Annotated in this window: 16 protein-coding genes; 12 read left to right on the forward strand and 4 right to left on the reverse strand. The window is 71.7% G+C overall.

The annotated features are described in order from the left end of the window. The first annotated feature begins 38 nt into the window (after window positions 1-38). The 4 genes from ABD140_RS22325 to ABD140_RS22340 all read left to right on the forward strand — a co-directional run bounded on the left by ABD140_RS22325 (window position 39) and on the right by ABD140_RS22340 (window position 5297). Complete coding sequence (locus tag ABD140_RS22325; RefSeq protein WP_344242869.1) at window positions 39-1064, forward strand: N-acetylglucosamine kinase; 1026 nt, start codon at window positions 39-41, stop codon at window positions 1062-1064. Window positions 1065-1187: 123 nt separating this feature from the next. Beyond that, window positions 1188-2822: a glycoside hydrolase family 3 protein gene (locus ABD140_RS22330; RefSeq protein WP_344242870.1), complete on the forward strand. Its 1635-nt coding sequence runs from the start codon at window positions 1188-1190 to the stop codon at window positions 2820-2822. A gap of 76 nt (window positions 2823-2898) precedes the next feature. After that, window positions 2899-4524: an L-glutamate gamma-semialdehyde dehydrogenase gene (pruA, locus tag ABD140_RS22335; protein WP_344242871.1), complete on the forward strand. Its 1626-nt coding sequence runs from the start codon at window positions 2899-2901 to the stop codon at window positions 4522-4524. Window positions 4525-4583: 59 nt separating this feature from the next. After that, entirely contained in the window at window positions 4584-5297 is a 714-nt protein-coding gene (locus tag ABD140_RS22340) for an HAD family hydrolase (RefSeq protein ID WP_344242872.1), read from the forward strand. On the opposite strand, the gene soxR is transcribed toward ABD140_RS22340, so the two are convergent. Further along, the gene (gene soxR, locus ABD140_RS22345) at window positions 5294-5845 is read right to left on the reverse strand and encodes a redox-sensitive transcriptional activator SoxR (protein WP_344242873.1); all 552 of its coding nucleotides are present in this window, start codon (window positions 5843-5845) and stop codon (window positions 5294-5296) included. The two genes, ABD140_RS22340 and soxR, sit on opposite strands and share 4 nt — an antisense overlap. Window positions 5846-6204: 359 nt before the next feature. Between soxR and ABD140_RS22350 the strand changes: the two genes are divergently transcribed. After that, window positions 6205-7764 (forward strand): serine/threonine-protein kinase, encoded by a 1560-nt coding sequence (locus tag ABD140_RS22350; RefSeq protein ID WP_344242874.1) that lies wholly within the window; start codon window positions 6205-6207, stop codon window positions 7762-7764. A gap of 104 nt (window positions 7765-7868) precedes the next feature. Then, window positions 7869-12683 (forward strand): NAD-glutamate dehydrogenase, encoded by a 4815-nt coding sequence (locus tag ABD140_RS22355; RefSeq protein WP_344242875.1) that lies wholly within the window; start codon window positions 7869-7871, stop codon window positions 12681-12683. 147 nt (window positions 12684-12830) lie between these two features. Here ABD140_RS22355 and ABD140_RS22360 read toward each other — a convergent pair whose 3' ends face one another. Together ABD140_RS22360 and ABD140_RS22365 are read right to left on the reverse strand one after the other, a co-directional pair. After that, window positions 12831-13772 (reverse strand): DUF8094 domain-containing protein, encoded by a 942-nt coding sequence (locus ABD140_RS22360; protein ID WP_344242876.1) that lies wholly within the window; start codon window positions 13770-13772, stop codon window positions 12831-12833. Between the two features lie 73 nt (window positions 13773-13845). After that, complete coding sequence (locus tag ABD140_RS22365) at window positions 13846-14904, reverse strand: DUF8094 domain-containing protein (RefSeq protein ID WP_344242877.1); 1059 nt, start codon at window positions 14902-14904, stop codon at window positions 13846-13848. Window positions 14905-15071: 167 nt separating this feature from the next. Between ABD140_RS22365 and prfB the strand changes: the two genes are divergently transcribed. Continuing rightward, entirely contained in the window at window positions 15072-16187 is a 1116-nt protein-coding gene (gene prfB / locus ABD140_RS22370; protein ID WP_344242878.1) for a peptide chain release factor 2, read from the forward strand. 94 nt (window positions 16188-16281) lie between these two features. Here prfB and ABD140_RS22375 read toward each other — a convergent pair whose 3' ends face one another. Then, window positions 16282-16470: a hypothetical protein gene (locus ABD140_RS22375; protein WP_344242879.1), complete on the reverse strand. Its 189-nt coding sequence runs from the start codon at window positions 16468-16470 to the stop codon at window positions 16282-16284. 144 nt (window positions 16471-16614) lie between these two features. Here ABD140_RS22375 and ftsE point away from each other — a divergent pair, with 144 nt between their 5' ends. The 5 genes from ftsE to ABD140_RS22400 are packed head-to-tail and all read left to right on the forward strand — an operon-like array spanning window position 16615 to window position 21615. Next, complete coding sequence (gene ftsE, locus ABD140_RS22380; protein WP_344242880.1) at window positions 16615-17304, forward strand: cell division ATP-binding protein FtsE; 690 nt, start codon at window positions 16615-16617, stop codon at window positions 17302-17304. A 9-nt stretch (window positions 17305-17313) separates the two neighbouring features. Then, window positions 17314-18219: a permease-like cell division protein FtsX gene (gene ftsX / locus ABD140_RS22385; RefSeq protein WP_344242881.1), complete on the forward strand. Its 906-nt coding sequence runs from the start codon at window positions 17314-17316 to the stop codon at window positions 18217-18219. A gap of 9 nt (window positions 18220-18228) precedes the next feature. Next, a complete protein-coding gene (locus tag ABD140_RS22390) occupies window positions 18229-19131 on the forward strand; it encodes a S41 family peptidase (RefSeq protein ID WP_344242882.1) in 903 nt (300 codons plus the stop codon). 19 nt (window positions 19132-19150) lie between these two features. Further along, window positions 19151-19627 carry an SsrA-binding protein SmpB gene (gene smpB, locus ABD140_RS22395; RefSeq protein WP_344242883.1) on the forward strand — a complete coding sequence of 159 codons (477 nt, stop codon included), beginning with the start codon at window positions 19151-19153 and terminating at the stop codon, window positions 19625-19627. A 2-nt stretch (window positions 19628-19629) separates the two neighbouring features. Beyond that, the gene (locus ABD140_RS22400; RefSeq protein ID WP_344242884.1) at window positions 19630-21615 is read left to right on the forward strand and encodes a penicillin-binding transpeptidase domain-containing protein; all 1986 of its coding nucleotides are present in this window, start codon (window positions 19630-19632) and stop codon (window positions 21613-21615) included. Window positions 21616-21626 lie beyond the last annotated feature (11 nt).

Raw genomic sequence — 21626 nt, forward strand, 5'->3', positions numbered from 1 at the left:
CGCGTCAACGCCAAAGTTTCTACGGACGTGACCTGAGCTTGGATTCGGTCGCCCCCAACGAGGCGCGCGACCACTACGTCATCGGCATCGACGCCGGTGGCACCAACACCAGGTGCGCCCTGGCCACACTCGACGGGACGGTCATCGGCACGGGCAGCGGGCCGGGCGCCAACCCCAACTCCGGAGGCGACCCGGAGAACGCCCTGTACACCGCGCTGGACGAGGCGACACAGGGAGTAGACCGTTCCAAGGTGGCGGCCGGCGTCTTCGGCATCGCGGGGGCGGGGGCCGCCGGACGACCGCTCCTGCTGTCGGCCTCGCGCAAGGCGTGGGGGGAGCTCGGCATGAAGGGGGAGCCGGAGGTCTTCACCGACATCGCCATCAACTTCGCCTCGGGGACGGCGGCCTCGTGCGGGATCGTGGTCTTCGCGGGCACCGGCGCGGGCGCGGCGGTCGTCAGCGACGGCGAGATCCTGCGCCGCGCCGACGGCTACGGCTACCTGCTGGGCGACGAGGGCTCGGCGGTCTGGATCGGCAGGTGCGGCGCCAAGGCGGCGCTGTCGGCGATGGACGGCAGGGGCGCGCCCACCGTGCTGGCCGAGGAGGTCCCGCGCGCCCTGCTGGGCTCGGAGGTCCTGGCCGACCTCATGCCGCGCCGGCTGGCGATGGCCGGAAGGGGACTGCCCCCCGCCGGGCCCCGCCCGTACTCGCCGCTGCTCACCCAGGCGATCGTCAAGGAGGTGTACGGGCGCCCGCCCGCCTCGATCGGCCGGCTCGGGCCGGTGGTCAGCCGGGCCGCCGAGGCGGGGGACGAGGTGGCCATGAAGATCGTCGAGGAGGCGGCGGACTGGCTGCTGATGGACGTCGACGCCGTCCGGCCCGCCCTGCCGGAGCCGGACGCCGCGACGGCGCCCGTGGTCATGGCGGGTTCGGTGCTGGGCCGGGGCCCGGTCGCCCGGCTGGTCGGGGAGGGGCTGCGGGAGCGGTTCGGCGTCGAGCCGCAGCAGGCGGGCGACGGCGCCGCCGGGGCCGCCCGGATGGCCATCCGCAGGCTGGCGGGTTGACCCCGGGTCCGCGCCGGGCGGCCTCCGGCCGCCCGGCGGCGTGCCTCGATCAGGGAAAGGGCGGGTCGGTTCGGCGTGTGAGGGGGGCGGAGCGGGTCCGGGGTGGCGCTACCCTCGCCGCCTATGGGGGTACGAATCATCGCGCTGGTCCTCGGCGGAGTCATGCTGGCCGGATGCTCGTCCGGCGACGGCAAGAGCGAGCGGGCCGCCGCGCCCGCCGCCCCGGAGGGCACCGCGCAGGAGAGCCGGCAGCAGACGGGGGCGCTCGCCGCCGAGCTGATCCAGGGCATGAGCGTGAAGGAGAAGGTCGGCCAGCTGTTCATGCCGACGGTCGGCGACGCCGAGAGCGGCAAGCAGATCGCCAAGAAGTACAAGGTGGGCGGCTTCATCTACTTCCCGCAGAACCTGGCGAGCCCGCAGGCGGCGGCGAAGCTGTCGAACGCCCTGCAGGGGGCCTCCCGGGTGCCGCTGCTGCTGGGCGTGGACGAGGAGACGGGCCTGGTCACCCGCGCGAAGTTCGCCACCGACTTCCCCGGCGCGATGGCGCTGGCGGCGACCGGTGACGTCGGGCTCGCCCGCTCGGCGGCCGCGGCGACCGGAGCCGAGCTGCGCGCGGCGGGCGTCAACCTGAACTTCGCGCCGGTCGCCGACGTGAACGTCAATCCGGACAACCCGGTGATCGGGGTGCGCTCTTTCGGCGCGGACCCGGCGCTGGCCGGGCGGATGGTCACCGCCTCGGTCGAGGGCTACCGGGCGTCGGGCGTGGCGGCGGTGGCCAAGCACTTCCCCGGCCACGGGGACACGAACGTCGACAGCCACACCGGCCTTCCGGTGATCAAGAGCTCCCGGAAGGAATGGCAGGAGGTGCACGCCCCGCCGTTCCAGGCGGCGGTCTCCGCCGGGGTCGACGCGATCATGACCGGGCACCTGGTCGTCCCGGCCCTGGACTCCTCGCGCAAGCCCGCCACCATGTCCGAGCCGATCCTCACGGGCCTGCTGCGCGGGGAGCTCGGCTTCCAGGGCGTCATCGTCACGGACTCGCTGAGCATGGCCGGGGCCGAGGTGCCCGGCGGCGCTCCGGAGGCCGCGGTGCGGGCGGTGCTGGCCGGCGCGGACCTGCTGCTCATGCCGCCGGACCTGCCCGCCGCCCACGCCAAGGTGCTCAAGGCGGTCGAGAGCGGCAGGATCCCGGCGGCGCGGCTCGACGACGCCGTCACCCGCATCCTGCGCCTCAAGGAGGCCCGCGGCCTGTTCACCGATGACGGGGCCGACCCGGAGACGGCGGCTCAGGCGGTGAGCGCCGCCAACCGGCAGACCGCCCAGCAGGTGGCCACGAGCGCCGTGACGGTGGTGGGCAACCGGAACGCCGCCCTGCCGCTGAAGGGCCCCGTGTACATCGAGGGGCCGGAGCAGGCGAGGGTCGCCGCGGCGCTGCGCAAGGAGGGCCTGCGCACCTCCGGCGAGCAGAAGGCCAAGACCCACATCGTCCTCGTGACGTCGGCGAGCTCGGCCACCCGCGACCGGTTGAAGGGCCTGGCGGACGGCAGGCGCAAGGTGGTCTACGTCGCGCTCGCCAGCCCGTACGCGCTGCGGTACGGCGGCCCCGCGCACGCCTCGGTGGCCACCTACTCGGCCAGTGCGGCCTCGCTGCGCGGGCTGGCCCAGGTGCTCACGGGCAAGACCCCGCCGAAGGGGAGGCTGCCGGTCTCGCTGCCGGGCGGCGCCCCCCTGGGGACGGGCGTGACCGACCCGCTGTGAGGCGGGTTGGAGACGTGGGGCCGCGGGCACGACGACGGTGACATCGTCGTCGTGCCCGAGAGCCTGCGGAGAAGCCATGGATGCGGTGGCCAACGTGCCGGAGCCGGTGAACGAGCCGGTGAAGTCCTACGCTCCGGGCAGCCCGGAGCGGGTCCTGCTCGAAGAGAAGATCAAGGAGCTGGGCGGCGCCCGGCCCGACCTCACCATGACGATCGGCGGGGTGGAGCGCCTCGGCGGCGGTGAGCCGATCGACGTGGTGGAGCCGCACAACCACCGCCACGTGCTGGGCACGATGCGCAACGCCACGGGCGGGGACGTCACCGCCGCGATCCGCGCGGCGCGCGAGGCGGCGCCCGGCTGGCGGGCGCTGGCCTTCGAGGACCGGGCCGCGGTCTTCCTCCGGGCGGCCGAGCTGCTGGCCGGGCCCTGGCGCCAGGTGCTCAACGCCGCCACCGTGCTCGGCCAGTCCAAGAGCCCCCTCCAGGCCGAGATCGACTCCGCCTGCGAGCTGATCGACTTCTGGCGGTTCAACGTCGCCTACGCCCGCCGCCTGCTGGCCGAGCAGCCCGCCTCCCCGCCGGGCGTGTGGAACCGGCTGGAGTACCGGCCGCTGGAGGGCTTCGTCCTGGCGATCACGCCGTTCAACTTCACCTCGATCGCGGGCAACCTGCCGACGGCGCCCGCGCTGCTGGGCAACACGGTGGTGTGGAAGCCCTCGCCCACCCAGGGGTTCTCCGCGCACTTCCTCATGCGGCTGCTGGAGGAGGCGGGGCTGCCGCCGGGCGTGGTCAACCTGGTCACCGGCGACCACCGGGCGGTCGCCGAGGCGGCGGTGCCCCACCCGGACCTGGCGGGCATCCACTTCACCGGCAGCACCGCGACCTTCCAGACCCTGTGGGCGGCGGTCGGGCAGGGCATCGCCGGCTACCGCTCCTACCCCCGCCTGGTCGGCGAGACCGGCGGCAAGGACTTCGTGGTGGCGCACCCGTCGGCCGACCCGGCGGAGCTCGTCACCGCGCTGGTGCGCGGCGCGTTCGAGTACCAGGGCCAGAAGTGCTCGGCGGCGTCGCGCGCGTACGTGCCGCGCTCCCTGTGGCGGGAGGTCGGGGACGACCTCGCCCACACCGTCGAGTCGCTGACCATGGGCGACGTGGCGCGCGACCCGTCGCTGTTCATGGGCGCGGTCATCGACGCGCGCTCCTTCGCCAAGCAGCGCGCCGCCCTGGACCGGATCGGGACGAACGGCGTCGAGGCGCTCGCCGGGGGCACGGCCGACGACACCGACGGCTACTTCGTCCGGCCCACGGTCCTGACCTGCGACGACCCGACCGACGAGGTGTTCGTCAAGGAGTACTTCGGACCGATCCTGGCGGTCCACGTCTACGACGACGACCGGTACGAGGCGATGCTGGACCAGGTGGAGGCGGCGTCCGCCTACGCGCTCACCGGCTCGGTCATGGCGCGGGACCGGGCCGCCATCGCGCACGCCACCGAGCGGCTGCGCTTCGCCGCCGGGAACTTCTACATCAACGACAAGCCCACCGGCGCGGTCGTGGGGCAGCAGCCGTTCGGCGGGGCGCGCTCCAGCGGCACCAACGACAAGGCGGGCTCGATCTTCAACCTCGTCCGCTGGGTCAACGCCCGCACCGTCAAGGAGACCTTCCTGCCGCCGACCGGCCACCGCTACCCGCATCAGGGTTAGCCGGGAAAGGAACCGGCTCACCCATGGGTGGCGAGCCGGTTTCGTCCTACGATGTGCGCGTGCGCCGTGACCGTTTGATCCTCTGGAACCTGGACCACACCCTGCTCGACGCGGGGCGGGTGACCCGGGAGGCCTATGCCGAGGCGTTCACCTCGGTGACCGGCAGACCCATGGTCCGGATGGCCCCGACGGCGGGGCGCACCGAATCGGAGATCATCTTCGAGACCCTGGCGTTCAACGGCGTCCAGACCGAGGACGACCACCTGGAGGCCTTCACCCGGGCGCTGGAGACGGCCTTCGCCGTCCGCCGCGACAAGGTGCGCGCGCACGCGCGGGTGCTGCCGGGCTCGGCCGAGGCGCTGCAGGCCGCGGGCAGGCTGCCGGGGGCGGTGCAGTCGGTGCTCACCGGCTCGCTGGAGGCCACCGCCCGGATCAAGCTCGCCGAACTCGGGCTCGACCGGCACCTGGACCTGGCCGTCGGCGGCTACTTCTCCCCGGTCTACCCCAAGGGCGCGACGATCGAGACGTCGCGGATCAAGGCGGCGGGCAAGCACGGCACGACCATCGGGGAGGGCGCGACCGTGCTGATCGCCGACCACCCGCTGGACGTCCGGGCCGCGCAGATCGCCCGCGCCCGCTGCGTGGGGGTGGCCACCGGCAGCGCCAGCGAGACCGAGCTGCGCGCGGCGGGCGCCGACGTCGTCCTGCCGACGCTGGCCGACACCGCCGCGGTGGTCTCCGCGATCGACCGCCTGACCCGGCACGAGCGCTAGCGGCCGGGCGGGACGCAGTCGGGCTCGCAGGAGCCGGGCTCCCCGGGTTCCACGGCCGCCGCGGGCGTCACGGAGCCGTCCGCCGGCTCGACGACGGCCAGCAGGCGCGCGCCCGGTCCTTGGGCGCCCAGCGCGTCTCCCGGGTTGACCAGGGGGCACAGGTCCAGGGACAGGCAGCCGCAGCCGATGCAGCCGGTCAGGTCGTCGCGCAGCCGCAGCAGGACGGTGATGCGCTCGGTGAGCGCCCGCTCCCAGCCCCGGGAGAGCCTCTCCCAGTCCGCCCGGGTGGGCGTGCGGCTCTCGGGGAGCACCGCCAGCGCCGCGCGGATGTCCGCCAGGGAGATCCCCACCCCCTGGGAGACCTTGATGAAGGAGACCCGCCGCAGCATGTCCCGGCCGTAGCGGCGCTGGTTGCCGCTGGTGCGGCGGCTGTGGATCAGCCCCTCCTTCTCGTAGAAGCGCAGCGTCGAGGCGGCGACCCCGCTGCGCTCGGCCAGCTCGCCGATGGTGAGCTCCCTACGGATGGCCCCCGGCCCGCTCTCCGCCATGTTCCGACCCTAGCCAAGCCGCTCCGAAAGGGGTTTGTGGGAGAAATCACAATCGGCCGGGGAACGGCGGCGCGACCCCTGTTCTGAACAGGGACGGAGGGGGGATTTCGGGAGCGGAGCAACGGAAGGGGCGGGCCATCGCGTCAGAGGAGAGAAGAGATCGGGAACCTTGACGACCGCTTCGGACAAGTAACGATAGGAACGTCCTCTACTGCAGGGAAGCCTCGCGCCGCTATACAGTCCATGCGAAACAAGGGTGTTTCAGACGGGGGCCGGGGCGCGCACAGGGTTCGCCCGCGGTAAGGGCGAGAGGCACATGTCCTTCACACGGAAGCCGGAACGACGGGGGATTGCTGGAGATGGTGGCGGCACTCAGATCTAGTGATCCGCTACGGCTGGGACCGTACGACATAGAAGGCCGTCTGGGGGAGGGCGGCCAGGGGGTGGTCTACCTCGGCCGGCACGCGGACGGCGGCCAGCAGTTCGCGATCAAGCTGCTGCACCTGGAGTCCGACGACAAGGCGCGGGCGAGGTTCCTGCGCGAGGTCGAGGTCGCCAAGAAGGTCGCGTCCTTCTGCACCGCCCGCCTCTACGACGTGGGCGCGGACGGCGACCACTTCTTCACGGTCAGCGAGTACGTGCCGGGCCCCAGCCTCCAGGCGCGGGTCCAGGAGGACGGGCCGCTGACGGGGGCGGAACTGGAGCGGCTGGCCGTCGGCACCGCCACGGCGCTGGTCTCCATCCACCAGGCCGGGATCATCCACCGCGACTTCAAGCCGCACAACGTGCTGCTGGGCCCGGACGGGCCCCGCGTGATCGACTTCGGCGTCGCCAAGGCCACCTCGTCCTCCACCACGCTCACCAGCAAGGTGATCGGCACCCCGTCCTACATGTCGCCCGAGCAGGTCGAGGGCGACGAGGCCGGACCGCCCAGCGACGTGTTCTGCTGGGCCTCCACCATGGTCTACGCCGCCACCGGCGAGCCGCCGTTCGGCCAGGACTCGATCATGGCGGTGATCAACCGCATCGCCAACCACGAGCCGGAGCTGGGCGCCCTCGACGGGCCGCTGCGCGAGCTCATCCTGGACTGCCTGGAGAAGGACCCCGCCGCCCGGCCCCGCACCCGCGACCTGCTGATGCGGCTGCTCGGCCACGCCGACGCGGTGCCCGACGGCCTGGCCGGCGGCGTCCCGCCCGGCGCGACCACCGCGGTGATGTCCGTCGGCGCGGGCCTGGCCGGCGGTGCCGCCGACCCCAACCGCACCTCGCTCGACGCCGCGGCCGCCACCTCGGTGGTCGGCGGCCTGCACGAGTGGGCGCGCCGCAACGGCGACGAGCCGCAGCCGCCCGCCACGGTGACGGGCACCCACCCGCGCCGCGACGAGCCCGCCCGCCGCGCCGCCAAGGTGCCGTGGTTCATCACCGCCGCCGCCGTCTCCTTCGCGGTCTTCACCGCGGGCGGCGCGGGCTTCGTCGTCTACAAGATCTCCACCTCCTCCGACGCGGTCGTCCTGCCGACGAAGGGCTCCCAGCACCCCGCGGAGGTCGGTGATCGCAGCAAGTCGCCCGGCCCCCGGCCCAGCACCACGTTCACGACCCGCGACGACCGGGGCAACCCGGTCGTCATCACCACCACCGTGGACCCCAGTGCTCCGCCTTCGTCGAGCACCAAGCCCGGCAAGCCGGGGCAGAAGCCCGATAAGCCGGACCCGACCACCACCACCAAGGAGCCGGACGACCAGGGGCCCGGACCGGGTCCCGGACCGGGGCCGGGGAATCCGCCCACGAGCAACCCGCCCACGAGCAGCCCGCCGCCCACGTCCACGCCCCCGGATCCCGGCCCCACCACGCCGCCGCCCACGGACCCGGGCACCCAGGACCCCGGTCCCGACCCCACCACGAGCGTCAAAGTCCCCTGACGGGCTCGGCCGACTCCGGCCCGCCGGGAGCGGTGCGGCACTAGGCTGACTGAGGGTATGGGTATTCCACATCACAACGGAGTGATGAAGGGGTCGCTTCTCTCATGAGCAAACTCGATGTGGCCAAGGACGACCTGCTGCGGCGGGCCGCGGAGTCCTGCGCCGAGCCCGCGGACCTGCCGGGGGTGCTGGAGTTCCTCCGGCTGTACTACCGCAAGGTGGCGCCCGAGGACCTGCTGGGCCGAAGTCCTCTGGACGTCTGCGGCCCCGCCCTGGCGCACCGCTCGTTCGGCGAGGTGCGCCGGCCCGGCGAGGCGAAGCTGCGGGTGTTCACGCCCTCGGGCGCCGGGCACGGCTGGGATCCGGGGTTCACCGTGGTCCAGGTGGTCAGCGAGGACATGCCGTATCTCATCGACTCGCTGACGATGGAGCTGAGCCGGCAGGGCCGCGCCGTCCAGCGGATCTTCCATCCGGGCATGGGCGTCGACCGGGACGGCGAGGGCAGGCTGCTGCGGTTCCGGTTCAGCCGGGACATCATCGACGACATCGACGAGTCCTGGGTGCACGTCGAACTGGACCGGGTCGACGACCCCGCGGTGGTGGACGGCCTCCAGGCCGGTCTGGAGCGGGTGCTGGCCGACGTACGATCGGCCGACGAGGACGGCCCGGCGATGCGGGCGCGGGCCGCGCTGATCGCCGCCGACATCAAGGGCTCCCCGCCGCCGCTGCCGCCCAAGGAGCTCGCCGAGTCGGTCGAGCTGCTGAACTGGCTGGCCGACGGGCACTTCATCTTCCTGGGGTACCGGGATTATGAGCTGACCGAGGACGGGAGCGTGCTGCGGCCCGTCCCCGGCAGCGGCCTGGGCATCCTGCGCGCCGAGAAGGCCGAGTCCGGCAGCTTCGCCGCGCTGCCGCCCGAGGTGCGGGCCAGGGCGCGCGAGCCGCGGATGCTGGTGCTCACCAAGGCCAACAGCCGCGCGACCGTGCACCGGCCGCACTACCTGGACTACATCGGGGTCAAGCGCTTCGACGGCGACCGGGTGGTGGGGGAGCGGCGCTTCCTCGGCCTGTTCACGCACGTGGCGTACTCCGAGTCGATCTCCCACATCCCGCTGCTGCGCCGCAAGCTGGAGGAGGTCCTCGACCGGGCGGAGGTGAGCCCGGAGTCCTACAACGGGCAGGACCTCGTGGAGATCCTGGAGGCCTACCCGCGCGACGAGCTGTTCCAGATCTCCGTGGAGGACCTGGTGCCGATCGCGCTGGGCGTGCTGCGGCTGCGCGACCGCCGCCAGGTGAAGCTGTTCCTGCGCAAGGACGACTACGGGCGCTACATGTCGTGCCTGGTCTACCTGCCGCGCGACCGGTACACCACGCAGATCCGGCTGCGCATCCAGGAGATCCTGCGCAGCGCCTTCCAGGGCGTGGCGGTCGACTACAGCGCCCAGGTCACCGAGGGCGTCCTGGCCCGGCTGCACGTGGTGGTGCGCGCCGAGCGCGGGCATCCGCTGCCGGACGTGGACGTGGAGGCGCTGGAGCGGCGGCTGACGGCCGCGACCCGCTCCTGGACCGACGACCTCATCGAGGCGATCGCCACCCGGATCGGCGAGGAGCGGGGCCGCGGCCTGGCGGTCAAGTACGGCGACGCCTTCCCCGAGGCCTACAAGGCCGACTTCCCGGCCGCCACGGCCGTGGCGGACCTGCTGTACCTCGACGCGCTGAGCGAGGACGAGGGCGGCGCGCGCACCGACATGCGCCTGTACGAGCCCTACGACGCCCTCCCCGGTGAGATGCGGCTCAAGATCTACCACCGGGGCGAGCCGATCTCGCTGTCCCACGTGCTGCCGCTGCTGCAGAACATGGGCGTCGAGGTCGTCGACGAGCGCCCGTACGAGATCAGCACCGGCGACCGCAGGCGCTACTGGATCTACGACCTGGGGCTGCGCCATTCGGCGTCGGAGACCGAGGAGTCCCGGCTGCGCGAGCTGTTCCAGGACGCCCTGATGGCCCTGTGGCGCGGCGAGGTGGAGAGCGACGGCTTCAACGCGCTGGTGCTGCACGCCGGGCTCACCTGGCAGCAGATCATGGTGCTGCGCGCCTACGCCAAGTACCTGCGCCAGTCGGGCACCTCCTTCACCCAGAACTACCTGGAGCAGGTGCTGCGGGCCAACGCGCCCATCGCCCGCCTGCTGGTCGAGCTGTGGGAGTCGCGGCTGGACCCCGACCGGGCCGAGGGCGAGGCCGAGCGCTCGGCCGGGCTCGACGCGCGGCTGGCCGAGCTGCTGGACGGGGTGGCGAGCCTGGACGAGGACCGCATCCTGCGCAGCTTCACCGCCATGGTCAACGCCACGCTGCGCACCAACTTCTGGCAGGACAAGCCCTACCTGTCGCTGAAGTTCGACCCCTCCCGCATCCCCGACCTGCCCCAGCCCCGGCCCAAGTACGAGATCTTCGTCTACTCGCCCCGCACCGAGGGCGTGCACCTGCGCTTCGGCGCGGTGGCCCGCGGCGGGCTGCGCTGGTCCGACCGGCGCGAGGACTTCCGCACCGAGGTGCTGGGCCTGGTCAAGGCCCAGGGCGTGAAGAACACCGTCATCGTCCCGGCGGGCGCCAAGGGCGGCTTCGTCGGCAAGGCGCTGCCGGACCCGGCCCTGGACCGCGAGGCGTGGCTGGCCGAGGGCATCGCCTGCTACAAGGAGTTCATCTCCGGCCTGCTGGACCTCACCGACAACCTCGTGGACGGCCGCGTCGTGCCGGCACCGCGGGTGATGCGGCACGACGGCGACGACTACTACCTCGTCGTCGCCGCCGACAAGGGCACCGCCAGCTTCTCCGACATCGCCAACGAGGTCTCCCGGCAGTACGGGTTCTGGCTGGGCGACGCGTTCGCCTCCGGCGGCTCGGTCGGCTACGACCACAAGGCGATGGGCATCACCGCCCGCGGCGCCTGGGAGTCGGTGAAGTACCACTTCCGCTCGCTGGGGCGCGACGTCCAGGCCGAGGACTTCACCGTCGTGGGCATCGGCGACATGTCCGGCGACGTGTTCGGCAACGGGATGCTCCTGTCGGAGCACATCAGGCTGGTCTGCGCCTTCGACCACCGGCACGTCTTCCTCGACCCCGACCCGGACGCGGCCGCCTCCTTCGCCGAGCGGCGCCGGCTGTTCGCCCTGCCGCGCAGCTCCTGGGCCGACTACGACACCGCGCTGCTGTCGGCGGGCGGCGGGGTCTTCCCCCGCACCGCCAAGTCGATCCCGCTCACCCCGCAGGTGAAGGCCGCGCTGGGCATCGACGACGAGACGGTCTCGCTCACCCCGCACGAGCTGATCAAGGCGGCCCTGCAGGCGCCGGTGGACCTGCTGTGGAACGGCGGCATCGGCACCTATGTCAAGGCCTCCACCGAGAGCAACGCCGAGGTCGGCGACAAGGCCAACGACCTCCTGCGGGTGGACGGCGCCGACCTGCGCTGCAAGGTCGTCGGCGAGGGCGGCAACCTGGGCATGACCCAGCTCGGCCGCATCGAGTTCGCCCGCGCCGGCGGCCTGATCAACACCGACTTCATCGACAACTCCGCCGGCGTGGACACCTCCGACCACGAGGTGAACATCAAGATCCTGCTCGACCAGATCGTCCGCGACGGGCGGCTCACCGGCGCCCAGCGCGACGCGCTGCTGGACGAGATGACCGACGAGGTCGGCGCCATGGTGCTGCGGGACAATTACCGGCAGAACGTGGTGCTGGGCGCCTCCTGCGCCCAGTCCGGCGAGATGATGCACGTGCACGCCCGCTACCTGCGCAAGCTGGAGCGCGAAGGCAAGATCGACCGGCGGCTGGAGTACCTGCCCGACGAGAAGGCCATCGCCGAGCGCAGGCAGGCCGGGCAGGGCCTGTTCTCGCCGGAGTTCGCGGTGGTGCTGGCCTACTCCAAGCTCACCCTGGACCAGGAGATCCTCGCCTCGGACCTGCCGGACGACCCGTACCTGCGCGAGTGGCTGGTGGAGTACTTCCCCACCCCGCTGCGCGACAGGTTCCGCGAGCAGATGATGCGCCACCCGCTCCGGCGGGAGATCATCGCCACCCAGGTGGTGAACGACGTCGTCAACAACTCCGGCACCACCTACATCTTCCGGCTGAACGAGGAGACCGGCGCGTCGCCGGCCGACCTGGCGCGCGCCTACCTGGTGGCCCGCGAGGTCTTCCAGATGCACCGGTTCTGGGCCGAGGTCCAGGCCTTGGACGGGCTGGTCGACCAGCAGGTCCAGATCAAGATGCTGCTGGAGGCGCGCAAGCTCACCGAGCGCGGGGCGCGCTGGATGCTGCACAACCGGCGGGCGCCGTTCGACATCGAGGAGTCCATCGGCTTCTTCGCCAAGGGCGCGCTGAACCTGGTGGAGGCGCTGCCGGAACTGCTCCGGGGACGTGACCTGGAGGCCTTCGAGGACCGGCGCGACGTGTTCGTCAAGCGCGGCGTCCCGGTGGAGATCGCCGAGCAGACGGCGATGATGGTGCCGGCGTACTCCACGCTGGACATCGTGGAGATCGCCCACGAGTCGGGCCGCCCGGTCCCGGAGGTCGCCGAGGTCTACTTCGAGATGGCCCACCGGCTCCAGCTGGCCCGGCTGCGCGACCGGGTCACCGCGCTGCCCCGGGACGACCGCTGGCGGTCGATGGCGCGCGGCGCGCTGCGCGACGACCTGTACGCCGCCCACGCCGAGCTCACCCTCGACGTGCTGCGCAAGACCGCGACGGCCGAGCCGGAGGAACGGCTGGCGGAGTGGACCGAGAGGAACGAGGCGGCGGTGCGCCGCTCTCGGCAGACCCTCTCGGAGATCTGGGAGAGCGAGAGCTACGACCTGGCCACCCTCTCGGTGGCCCTGCGCGCCATCCGCACCCTGGTCCGCGCCAGCACCCTGCCCGACTGACGGGAACCGTCTGAGCCCGGGACCGTCCGACGGCGAAAGGGCCCCCTCCACGGTCGGGAGACCGTGGAGGGGGCCCTGGAGTACGCCGGTACGGGGCCGCAGCGGTCAGGAGGCCGCCCCGTACCGACGTGGTCGGTGGGCGGGAGGTCAGCCGCTCTGGGCGGCGACGGTCCTGCGGTTGAGGCCGACGACGGCGACCTGGCCCTCCTGGGGCACCGCCGCGAGGTACTGCAGCAGCGAGGTCGAGGTCAGGCTCTTGCGGGCGATCTGGCCGCCGGGCAGCAGGCCCGCCAGCTCGCCGGAGACCGGGATCTTCTTGCCCTTGTACGCCTCCTGCTGCTTGAGGGCGTACCAGGCGACCGCGCCGCCGTCCTGGGTGCGCAGCGCGTAGGCGGGCTGCTCGGCGGGGGTGAACGCCGAGGTGAACGTCATGCCCGACTTGCGGAGGTTCTTGCTGACCTTCTGCAGCGCGTCGTAGGTCTGGGTGGTCTGCTGGCCCGCCGCGAGGTTCTGGGCGCCGGCGGCCTGGGGGCCCTGGGTCAGCAGGGAGGCGTGCGCGGCGGGGAGGTCGGCGGGGGCGACCTGCAGGCCGTCCGTGGCCGCCTCGGCGTAGCCCTCGTCGTCCAGCCGGACGCCCTTGATGGGGCTGGCGTTGCCGCGCTGCGGGTCGGCCGCGAGCTTCCACCGGCCGCCCTCCTCCACGAAGAGCAGCGCGTGCCGGATCTCCACGCCGCGCGTGGTGGAGGCGGTGTCGACGGCGAACCAGCGCTGGCCGGAGGCGATGCGGGGCACGTAGAAGACCGGTTCGGTGAAGGTCGGCGTCTCGGGCTTCTTGCCGGTCGCCTTGGCGGTGCGGTAGGTCGCGGTGTCCATCTCCAACTGGGAGCCGGTGGCGATGGCGGGCAGCTGCCCCGCGTCGAGGGCGGAGTCCGCCTTCCGGTCGGCGGACGCGTACGTCTCGAAGACGCTCTTGGCCTGGTCCAGGCTCAGGGCCGGCGGTGGCGCCGCCTCGGCGTCCTTGGCCGCGCCGCCGCAGGCGGCGGTGAGGGCGAGCGGGAGAAAGGCGAGCGCTGTGTACGCTGTGCGCATGGTTGGCCTCGTTGGGTAAGGGACTGTGCGACGCGCAAGAGCATCGCACAGTGAGCTCTCGATTACCCCGAGTTCAGGAACTTTCGATACGGGTGGCCGCGCCGTCCTCGGCGATCACCGTCACCTTGGGGCGTTCCTTCTCCTGCTTTTCCGACTTATCGGAACCGGAGACCTTGTCAGGCTTGTCATTCTTGGCGGGTTTGCTGTTCCTGGCCGGCACCAGGGCGGCGAACCGGAGGCTGCTGAACACGTGCAGCTCCCGCCCGGTCGGCTTCCCCGCGGCCAGGTGGTCCGCGTCCCCCGGGACGTCCAGGGGGCCGTCCTTCTCGCGCGTGAGGCTCACGTCGCGCGTCAGCGAGTACAGGACCAGGCAGCCGCCGTCCTCGGTGCGCAGCGGGAAGACCGGCTGGGAGGTGGCGGTGAACGTGCTGGCGTACTCCAGCCCGTCCTTGGCCGCCTTCTTCGCCGCCTTCTCCTTCTCGGCGTAGTAGCCCGTGGTGTACGGGCCCGCCTTCAGCACCCGGGCCGAGTAGCTCCCCGGGCCGTCCTCGGCCACGGCGGCCTGCGGCGGGGCGACGAGCGAGGGCGCGATCAGCACGCTCTGGTCCTCGGTGGGCAGCGCGGTGGCGTAGCCGTCGGCGTCGACCTCGACCTTGGGCGGCTTGACGCCCCTGTCCAGGACGGTGAGCAGGCTGAGCCGCCACCTCTGCTCGGGGGAGGGCTTGGTGAAGGCCATCAGGGCGGTCTCGCGGCCGCGGGGGGCGGCGGCGACGAACCACTGCGGATACCCGTCCAGCCGGGGCACCCACAGCGCGGGCCTGCCGTAGGCGTGCCGGGCGACCTGCGCGCCGTCCGCCGCGGCCCTGCGGTACTCCGCCGCGGTCACCGCGCGCTGGGAGTCCACCGCCCAGGCCAGGGCGAGCCGCTCGTCGCCCGAGGCGCGGGCCAGGTCGTCGTTGACCGTCCAGAGCGCGAAGGCGCGCGCCGCGCTCCGCGGCGTCAGCGGCACGTCGGAGCTGGTGGTGGCGATCGCCACCGGCCTGGCGGCGCGGGGGCGCTCCCGTTCGGCGCTGCACCCCGCGCCCAGCAGGAGGAGCGGCAGCACGGCGGCCACCGTCGCTGTCGTTCGCACGGGCGCCCCCGGTTCGCTGTGGTCTTCGTGGAATCGTCCGGCACACGGTAGTGCCCGGGAGGCCACAATGAAGTGCGTGCAAGAGCACGTTTCTGTGGATCCTGGCGCCTGATTCTGCCATCACCCGTCCTGCCCGGGTGGCCGCGCCCAGCCGATAGGCTGGACGGGTGGCAGCCATCGACCCCATGGAACAGATCAAGGAGCTGGGCGCGACCCTCACCGGCATCGAGGCGGTGATGGACCTCGACGTCATGCGCCGCGACATCGCCGAGCTCAGGGACCAGTCCGCTGATCCTGACCTGTGGAGCGACCAGGAGCACGCGCAGAGCGTCACGCGCCGGCTGTCGAGCCTGGAGAGCGAGCTCGGCAAGGTCGAGTCGCTGCGCGGCCGGCTGGAGGACCTGGAGGTCCTCTACGAGATGGCCGCGGAGGAGGACGACTCCGACACCCGCGCCGAGGCCGACGCCGAGCTGGAGACCCTGGCCGCGGACATGCGCACCCTGGAGGTGCGCACGCTGATGTCGGGCGACTACGACGCCCGCGAGGCGCTGGTGTCGATCAACGCCCAGGCGGGCGGCGTCGACGCGGCGGCCTTCGCCCAGCAGCTCCAGCGCATGTACCTGCGCTGGGCCGAGCGGCACGGCTACCCCACGGAGATCTTCGAGACCTCCTTCGCCGAGGAGGCGGGCATCAAGTCCACCACCTTCGCGGTCAAGTCCCCCTACGCCTACGGAACGCTGCGCGGCGAGCACGGCACCCACCGGATGGTCCGCATCTCCGCCTACGACAACCAGGGCCGCCGCCAGACGTCCTTCGCGGGCGTGGACGTGGTGCCGGTCGTGGAGCAGAGCGACCACGTCGACATCAACGAGGACGACCTGCGCATCGACGTCTACCGCTCCTCGGGCCCCGGCGGCCAGGGCGTCAACACCACCGACTCGGCGGTGCGCATCACCCACCTGCCCACCGGCATCGTGGTCTCCTGCCAGAACGAGCGCTCCCAGCTGCAGAACCGCGCCTCGGCCATGAACGTCCTGCAGGCCAAGCTGCTGGAGCGCAAGCGCCAGGAGGAGGCCGACGAGCTCAACAAGCTGCGCGGCGAGGGCACCAGCTCCTGGGGCACCCAGATCCGCAGCTACGTGGTGCACCCGTACCAGATGGTCAAGGACCTGCGCACCCTCCACGAGGAGGGCAACCCCGAGCGCGTCCTCGACGGCTGGATCGACGACTTCCTCGAGGCCGAGATCCGCTGGCTCCGCAAGGGCGAGGCCGAGCAGGACTGACGATCGACGACAAGGCCGGACAATAAGGGCTATTTGTCCGTTTTGTCCGGCCTATTCTTCGCTCTTCATCCGATTCGACGGGTGGCGCGGGCCGTTACCCCAGGTGCGGGGCCATGAGGCCGAAGGCCAGGATCAGGACCAAGGCGGCGATGATGGCCAGCTGCTGGGGCGTGAGGGGCCCCTGGGAGCGGTGGAGACGGCTGCGGGCGGCTCTGCAGCTGGGGCAGCGGCCCTCTTCCACGGGGCCCGCGCAGTAGGCGCAGATCAGGTGTTCGCAGCTCATGCGCGCCTCCTTGATCCGAGTGTCCGACCGATGTACCGAAGCGGGTCTTTCCATGCCAGTGTCACCCCTAGACTGCTCCAGAGCCAACTCCGAGGGGGACACCGTGGCCCATCAGCCCCTAGACTGGCGCACCGTGATGCAGCCGTGATCAATTTCGACAACGTCACCAAGGTCTACCCGAACCAGAACCGGCCGTCCCTCCAGCATTGCAACGTCGCCGTTGAAAAGGGCGAATTCGTCTTCCTGGTGGGTCCGTCGGGGTCGGGCAAGTCGACCTTCCTCCGCCTGATCCTCAAGGAGGAGCGGCCGACGCAGGGCCATGTCTACGTGGCCGGCAAAGACCTCAACAAGCTGACGAACTGGAAAGTTCCCCATCTGAGACGCCGGATCGGCTGCGTCTTCCAGGACTTCCGCCTGCTGCCCAACAAGAACGTCTTCGAGAACGTGGCGTTCGCGCTCGAGGTCATCGGCAAGCCGAACCGCTTCATCAAGAAGGTCGTGCCCGAGGTCATCGACCTCGTCGGCCTGGAGGGCAAGCAGGGCCGCATGCCCGACGAGCTGTCCGGCGGCGAGCAGCAGCGCGTCGCCATCGCCCGCGCGTTCGTGAACCGGCCCATGATCCTGCTGGCGGACGAGCCGACCGGGAACATCGACCCGGCCACCTCCATCGGCATCATGAAGGTCCTGGACCGGATCAACCGGACCGGCACCACGGTGGTCATGGCCACCCACGACGCCGCGATCGTGGACGCCTTCCGCAAGCGGGTCGTGGAGCTCGAGGACGGCAGGGTCGTGCGCGACCAGTCGCGCGGCGTCTACGGCCAGGCCTACTAAGGATTTGCGATGAGACTGAATTTCGTCTTCCAGGAGATCTGGATCGGCCTGCGCCGCAACCTGACGATGACGATCTCGCTCATCATCACGGTGGCGATCGCCATGGCGCTGTTCGGCACCGGCATGCTCCTGAAGCGGCAGGTCGACTCGTCCAAGAGCTACTGGTACGACAGGGTCAACGTCTCGATCTACCTGTGCTCCAAGTCCAGCTCCAACGACAACTGCGCCAAGAAGGACGCCACGCAGCAGCAGCGCGACGAGCTGATCAACAGCCTGGAGGACCTCCCCGAGGTCTCCAAGGTGGAGTACGAGAGCAAGGAAGCCGCCTACGAGCGGTTCCAGACGCTCTTCTCCAACACCCCCGGGTTCATCGCGGCGACCAAGGAGGGGGACATCCCCGACTCGCTGCGGGTGCGCCTGAAGGACCCCTCGCAGTTCACCTCGGTGATCAGCGCGGCGGAGAACTCGCCGGGCGTCGACCAGATCATCAACGAGCGCGAACTGCTGGAGAAGCTCTTCAAGATCCTGGACGGCCTGCAGTGGGCGGCCCTGTTCCTGGCGCTGATCCAGGTCTTCGCCGCGGTCCTGCTGGTCGGCAACACCGTGCGGCTGTCGGCGTTCAACCGGCGCCGGGAGACCGGCATCATGCGACTGGTCGGCGCGTCGAACATGTACATCCAGCTGCCCTTCATCCTGGAGGGCGCGATCGCGGGCCTGGCCGGCGGCCTCATCGCCGCGGTCCTGCTGGTGGGCAGCAAGCTCCTGCTGATCGACACGCTCCAGGAGTCGCTGCAGTTCGCCACCCAGCTCACCTGGACCCAGGTGACCGGCGTCATCATCTTCTCGATCGCGGTGGGCGTGCTGCTGTGCGCGGGTGCGTCGTTCCTCACCCTGCGGCGCTACCTGAAGATTTAAGCTGCTGAGGTGACCCGTTGGTCCCGTAGAGAACCTCGCCGGTGGTACCGCGGGGCGGCCGTAGCGGCCGCCCTGCTGTCGGCGTACGGCCTGGGCGCGGCGACGGCGGAGACCGAGCCCTCCCGGATCGAGCCGGCCTCCCACGAGGACGGGCTGCTGGAGGAGGCGACCGACCGGATCGCCACCTCCGCCGACCAGCCCGTCTCCCGCGCCGAGCTGCGCGAGGCGGCGATCAGCGGCATGCTGCGCAGCCTCGGCGACCCGTGGGCCCGCTACTACCCGCCCCAGGAGTACGACGACTTCACCGGTTGGCTCAACGGCGACCACAAGACCGTGCGGCCCGAACCGCAGCGCGGCGACGTGGTCGTCGACCGCGCCGAGGACCTGACCGTCGTGCGGGTGGCGGTGTTCACCCGCGGGGTGGGCGCCCAGGTGCGCACCGGGGTGTCCGGCAGCCGGGCGGTCCTGCTGGACCTGCGCGGCAACCCCGGCGGCCTGCTGGACGAGGCGGTGGACACCGCCTCGGCGTTCCTGGAGGACGGGCCGGTGGTGACGTACGAGCGCCGCGGCGAGCCCGCCGAGGTGATCAGCGTCACCTCTCCCGGCGATTCCCGCGTTCCGGTCGTCGTACTGGTGGACAAGGGCACGGCGAGCGCCGCCGAGATCGTCACGGGAGCGCTGCGCGACCGGGACCGGGCGGTGATCGTAGGATCGGCTACCTTCGGGAAGGGCACCGTCCAGGAACCGGTACGCCTGTCCGACGGCTCGGCGGTCGAGCTGACGGTCGGGCGGTACCTCACCCCGGCGGGCCATAATCTCGAAGGCGTCGGGATCGAACCGGACATCACGGCCGGCTCGTCCGACGCCGAGGAACGGGGACGGACCGTGCTGGACGGGCTGACCGGATCATAGGCAGGGGAGAGGAAAGACAGTGCCTCGCGAGAAGGGCCAGAAGTACATCGCCCAGAACAAGAAGGCGCGTCACGACTACCACATCGAGGACACCTGGGAGGCGGGCATGGTGCTGACCGGGACCGAGGTGAAGTCGCTGCGGCAGGGCCGGGCGTCCCTGGTCGACGGTTACGCCGCGGTGGACGGGCACGGCGAGGTCTACCTCTACAACGTGCACATCCCCGAGTACTCCCAGGGCACCTGGACCAACCACAGCGCGCGGCGCACCCGCAAGCTCCTGCTCAACCGGCGCGAGATCGACAAGATCCTCAAAGAGGGCAGCGAGCCCGGATTGACGCTGATCCCGCTTTCCCTGTATTTCAAGGACGGCAGGGCCAAGGTCGAGATCGCACTCGCCCGGGGCAAGAAGGCGTACGACAAGCGGCAGACCATTGCCAAGCGCGACGCGGACCGGGAGATGGCCCGGGCGCTGCGCGCACGGAACCGGGGTCGGTGAAGGTGAGCAGGACGCGCAGGATCGCCGCGGCTACGACGGGCGGAGCGCTGCTGCTGGGCATGCTCTCCGCCTGCGCGCAGTCCTCCCCGTTCACCACGGTCAAGGACTTCCTCATCGCCTGGCAGGTGGAGAACTACGAGGCGGCCGCCGGGCACACCACCGGCGACCGCGCGGCGGTCGTCAAGGCGCTGGAGGACGTGCGCACCCAGCTCGACGCCGCCTCGCTGCGGCTGCGGCTCAAGGCCGAGAGCACCCCCGGCGTCCCCGACGACCAGGGCAGGATCGACAAGATCTCCGACGAGCGGGCCATGGCCAGGTTCCAGATCCGCATCGACCTCGGCGAGAACGGCAGGCCGCTGGAGTACCGGGGCCAGATGGGCCTCCGGCTCGTCGGCGGCGTCTGGAAGGTCGAGTGGAGCCCGTCGGTGATCCACCCCGACCTGCGCGAGGGCGAACGGCTCGCGGTGGTCAACGAGGCGCCCGAGCGCCGGCTCATCGAGGACAACAAGGGCCGCCCGCTGCTGCAGAACGTCAAGACCGACGTCTTCGGCGTCGTGCCCGAGCAGCTCCGCAACGCCGAGGCCATCGCCAAGCGCGTCGGCGAGATCACCCGCCAGGACCGCGACCGGCTCGAAGGCCGCATCCTGTCCGCGCCGCCCAAGGCCTTCCTGCAGCTCGCCGAGTTCCCCCACGGCAGCGCCGAGGCGATGAAGCTGCGCAACGTGGCGGGCCTGACCGTCAAGACCCGGCCCATGCCCACCCAGCCGGTGCAGGCGCCCGAGCTGATCGGCCGGATCGGCCCCGCCACCACCGACGTCCTCAGCCTCGTCGGCGCCCCCTACCAGCCCGGCGACACCGTCGGCTCCTCCGGCCTGCAGATGCTGTTCCAGCGCCACCTCGCCGGCCTGCCCGCCGTGAAGGTCGTCGTCCTCGACGCCAACGGCGACCGCCGCAAGGTGATCCGCGACTTCAGCCAGGGCGAGGACCTGGTGGTCCAGAGCCCCACCGGCCAGGAGAGCCCCGAGGCCAGGCCCGTCCGCACCACCCTCGACCGCCGCGCCCAGTTCCAGGCCGAGAACGCGCTCGCCTCCCTGAACGTGCCCGCCTCCCTGGTGGCCGTCAGCAGCGACACCGGGGAGATCCGCGCCGCGGCCAACCACCGGACCGACGGGCAGAACCGCGCCTTCGAAGGGCTGTACGCGCCCGGCACCGCCTTCAGCACCGTGCTGGCCGCCGCGCTGCTCGGCCAGGGCCAGAAGGCCGACACCGCGCAGGAGTGCACCGCCGAGGAGATCGTCGGCGGCGCCGTCTTCACCGCCGCCCAGCCGCGCTCGCGCTCCACCCTCGGCCAGAACATCGCCGCCGGCTGCCGCTCCGCGCTCGCCCAGGCCGGATCCGCCCTCGACGCCGGCACCTTCAACACCGCCCTGCAGACGTTCGGGCTCGCCGGCACCGCCCCGTGGGACCTGTCGAACGTCAAGAACCAGCGCGCCCAGGGCCTGGCCACCGCCACCACCACCGAACGCGCCCAGCTCGCCGTCGGCGAGGGCGGCGTCAAGGTCAGCCCGCTGACCATGTCCCTGATCGCCGCCGCCATCCAGAACGGCACCTGGCGCGGGCCCCTGCTCATCCAGGACCCCCAGCCGACCGGCGCCGCCCAGCCCCAGGTCATCGCGCCGAACACGCTCACCGAGCTCAAGAAGATCATGACGATGGGCGTGCGGAACGGCTCCGCCAAGGCGGCGGCCTCCGGACGGAGGAAGTTCCGGCAGGGCATCTCCACCCGGGTCACCGACGCCCAGGGCAAGACCGTCTCCTGGTTCGTCGGGTACTACCAGTCCTCCGGCACCCTCCTCGGCGTCGCCATCGCCGTCGAAGGCCAGGTCGACGCCGCCAAGATCGCCTCGGACTTCGTCAACGCCCCCGCCCAGCCGCAGCGGACCCCCGCGGCGGACGAGACCGCCGCCACCCCCGTCCAGCAGCCCTGAGGCCCGCGCCC

It is taken from the genome of Actinocorallia libanotica (genome assembly GCF_039525175.1).
Lineage (GTDB): Bacteria > Actinomycetota > Actinomycetes > Streptosporangiales > Streptosporangiaceae > Actinocorallia > Actinocorallia libanotica.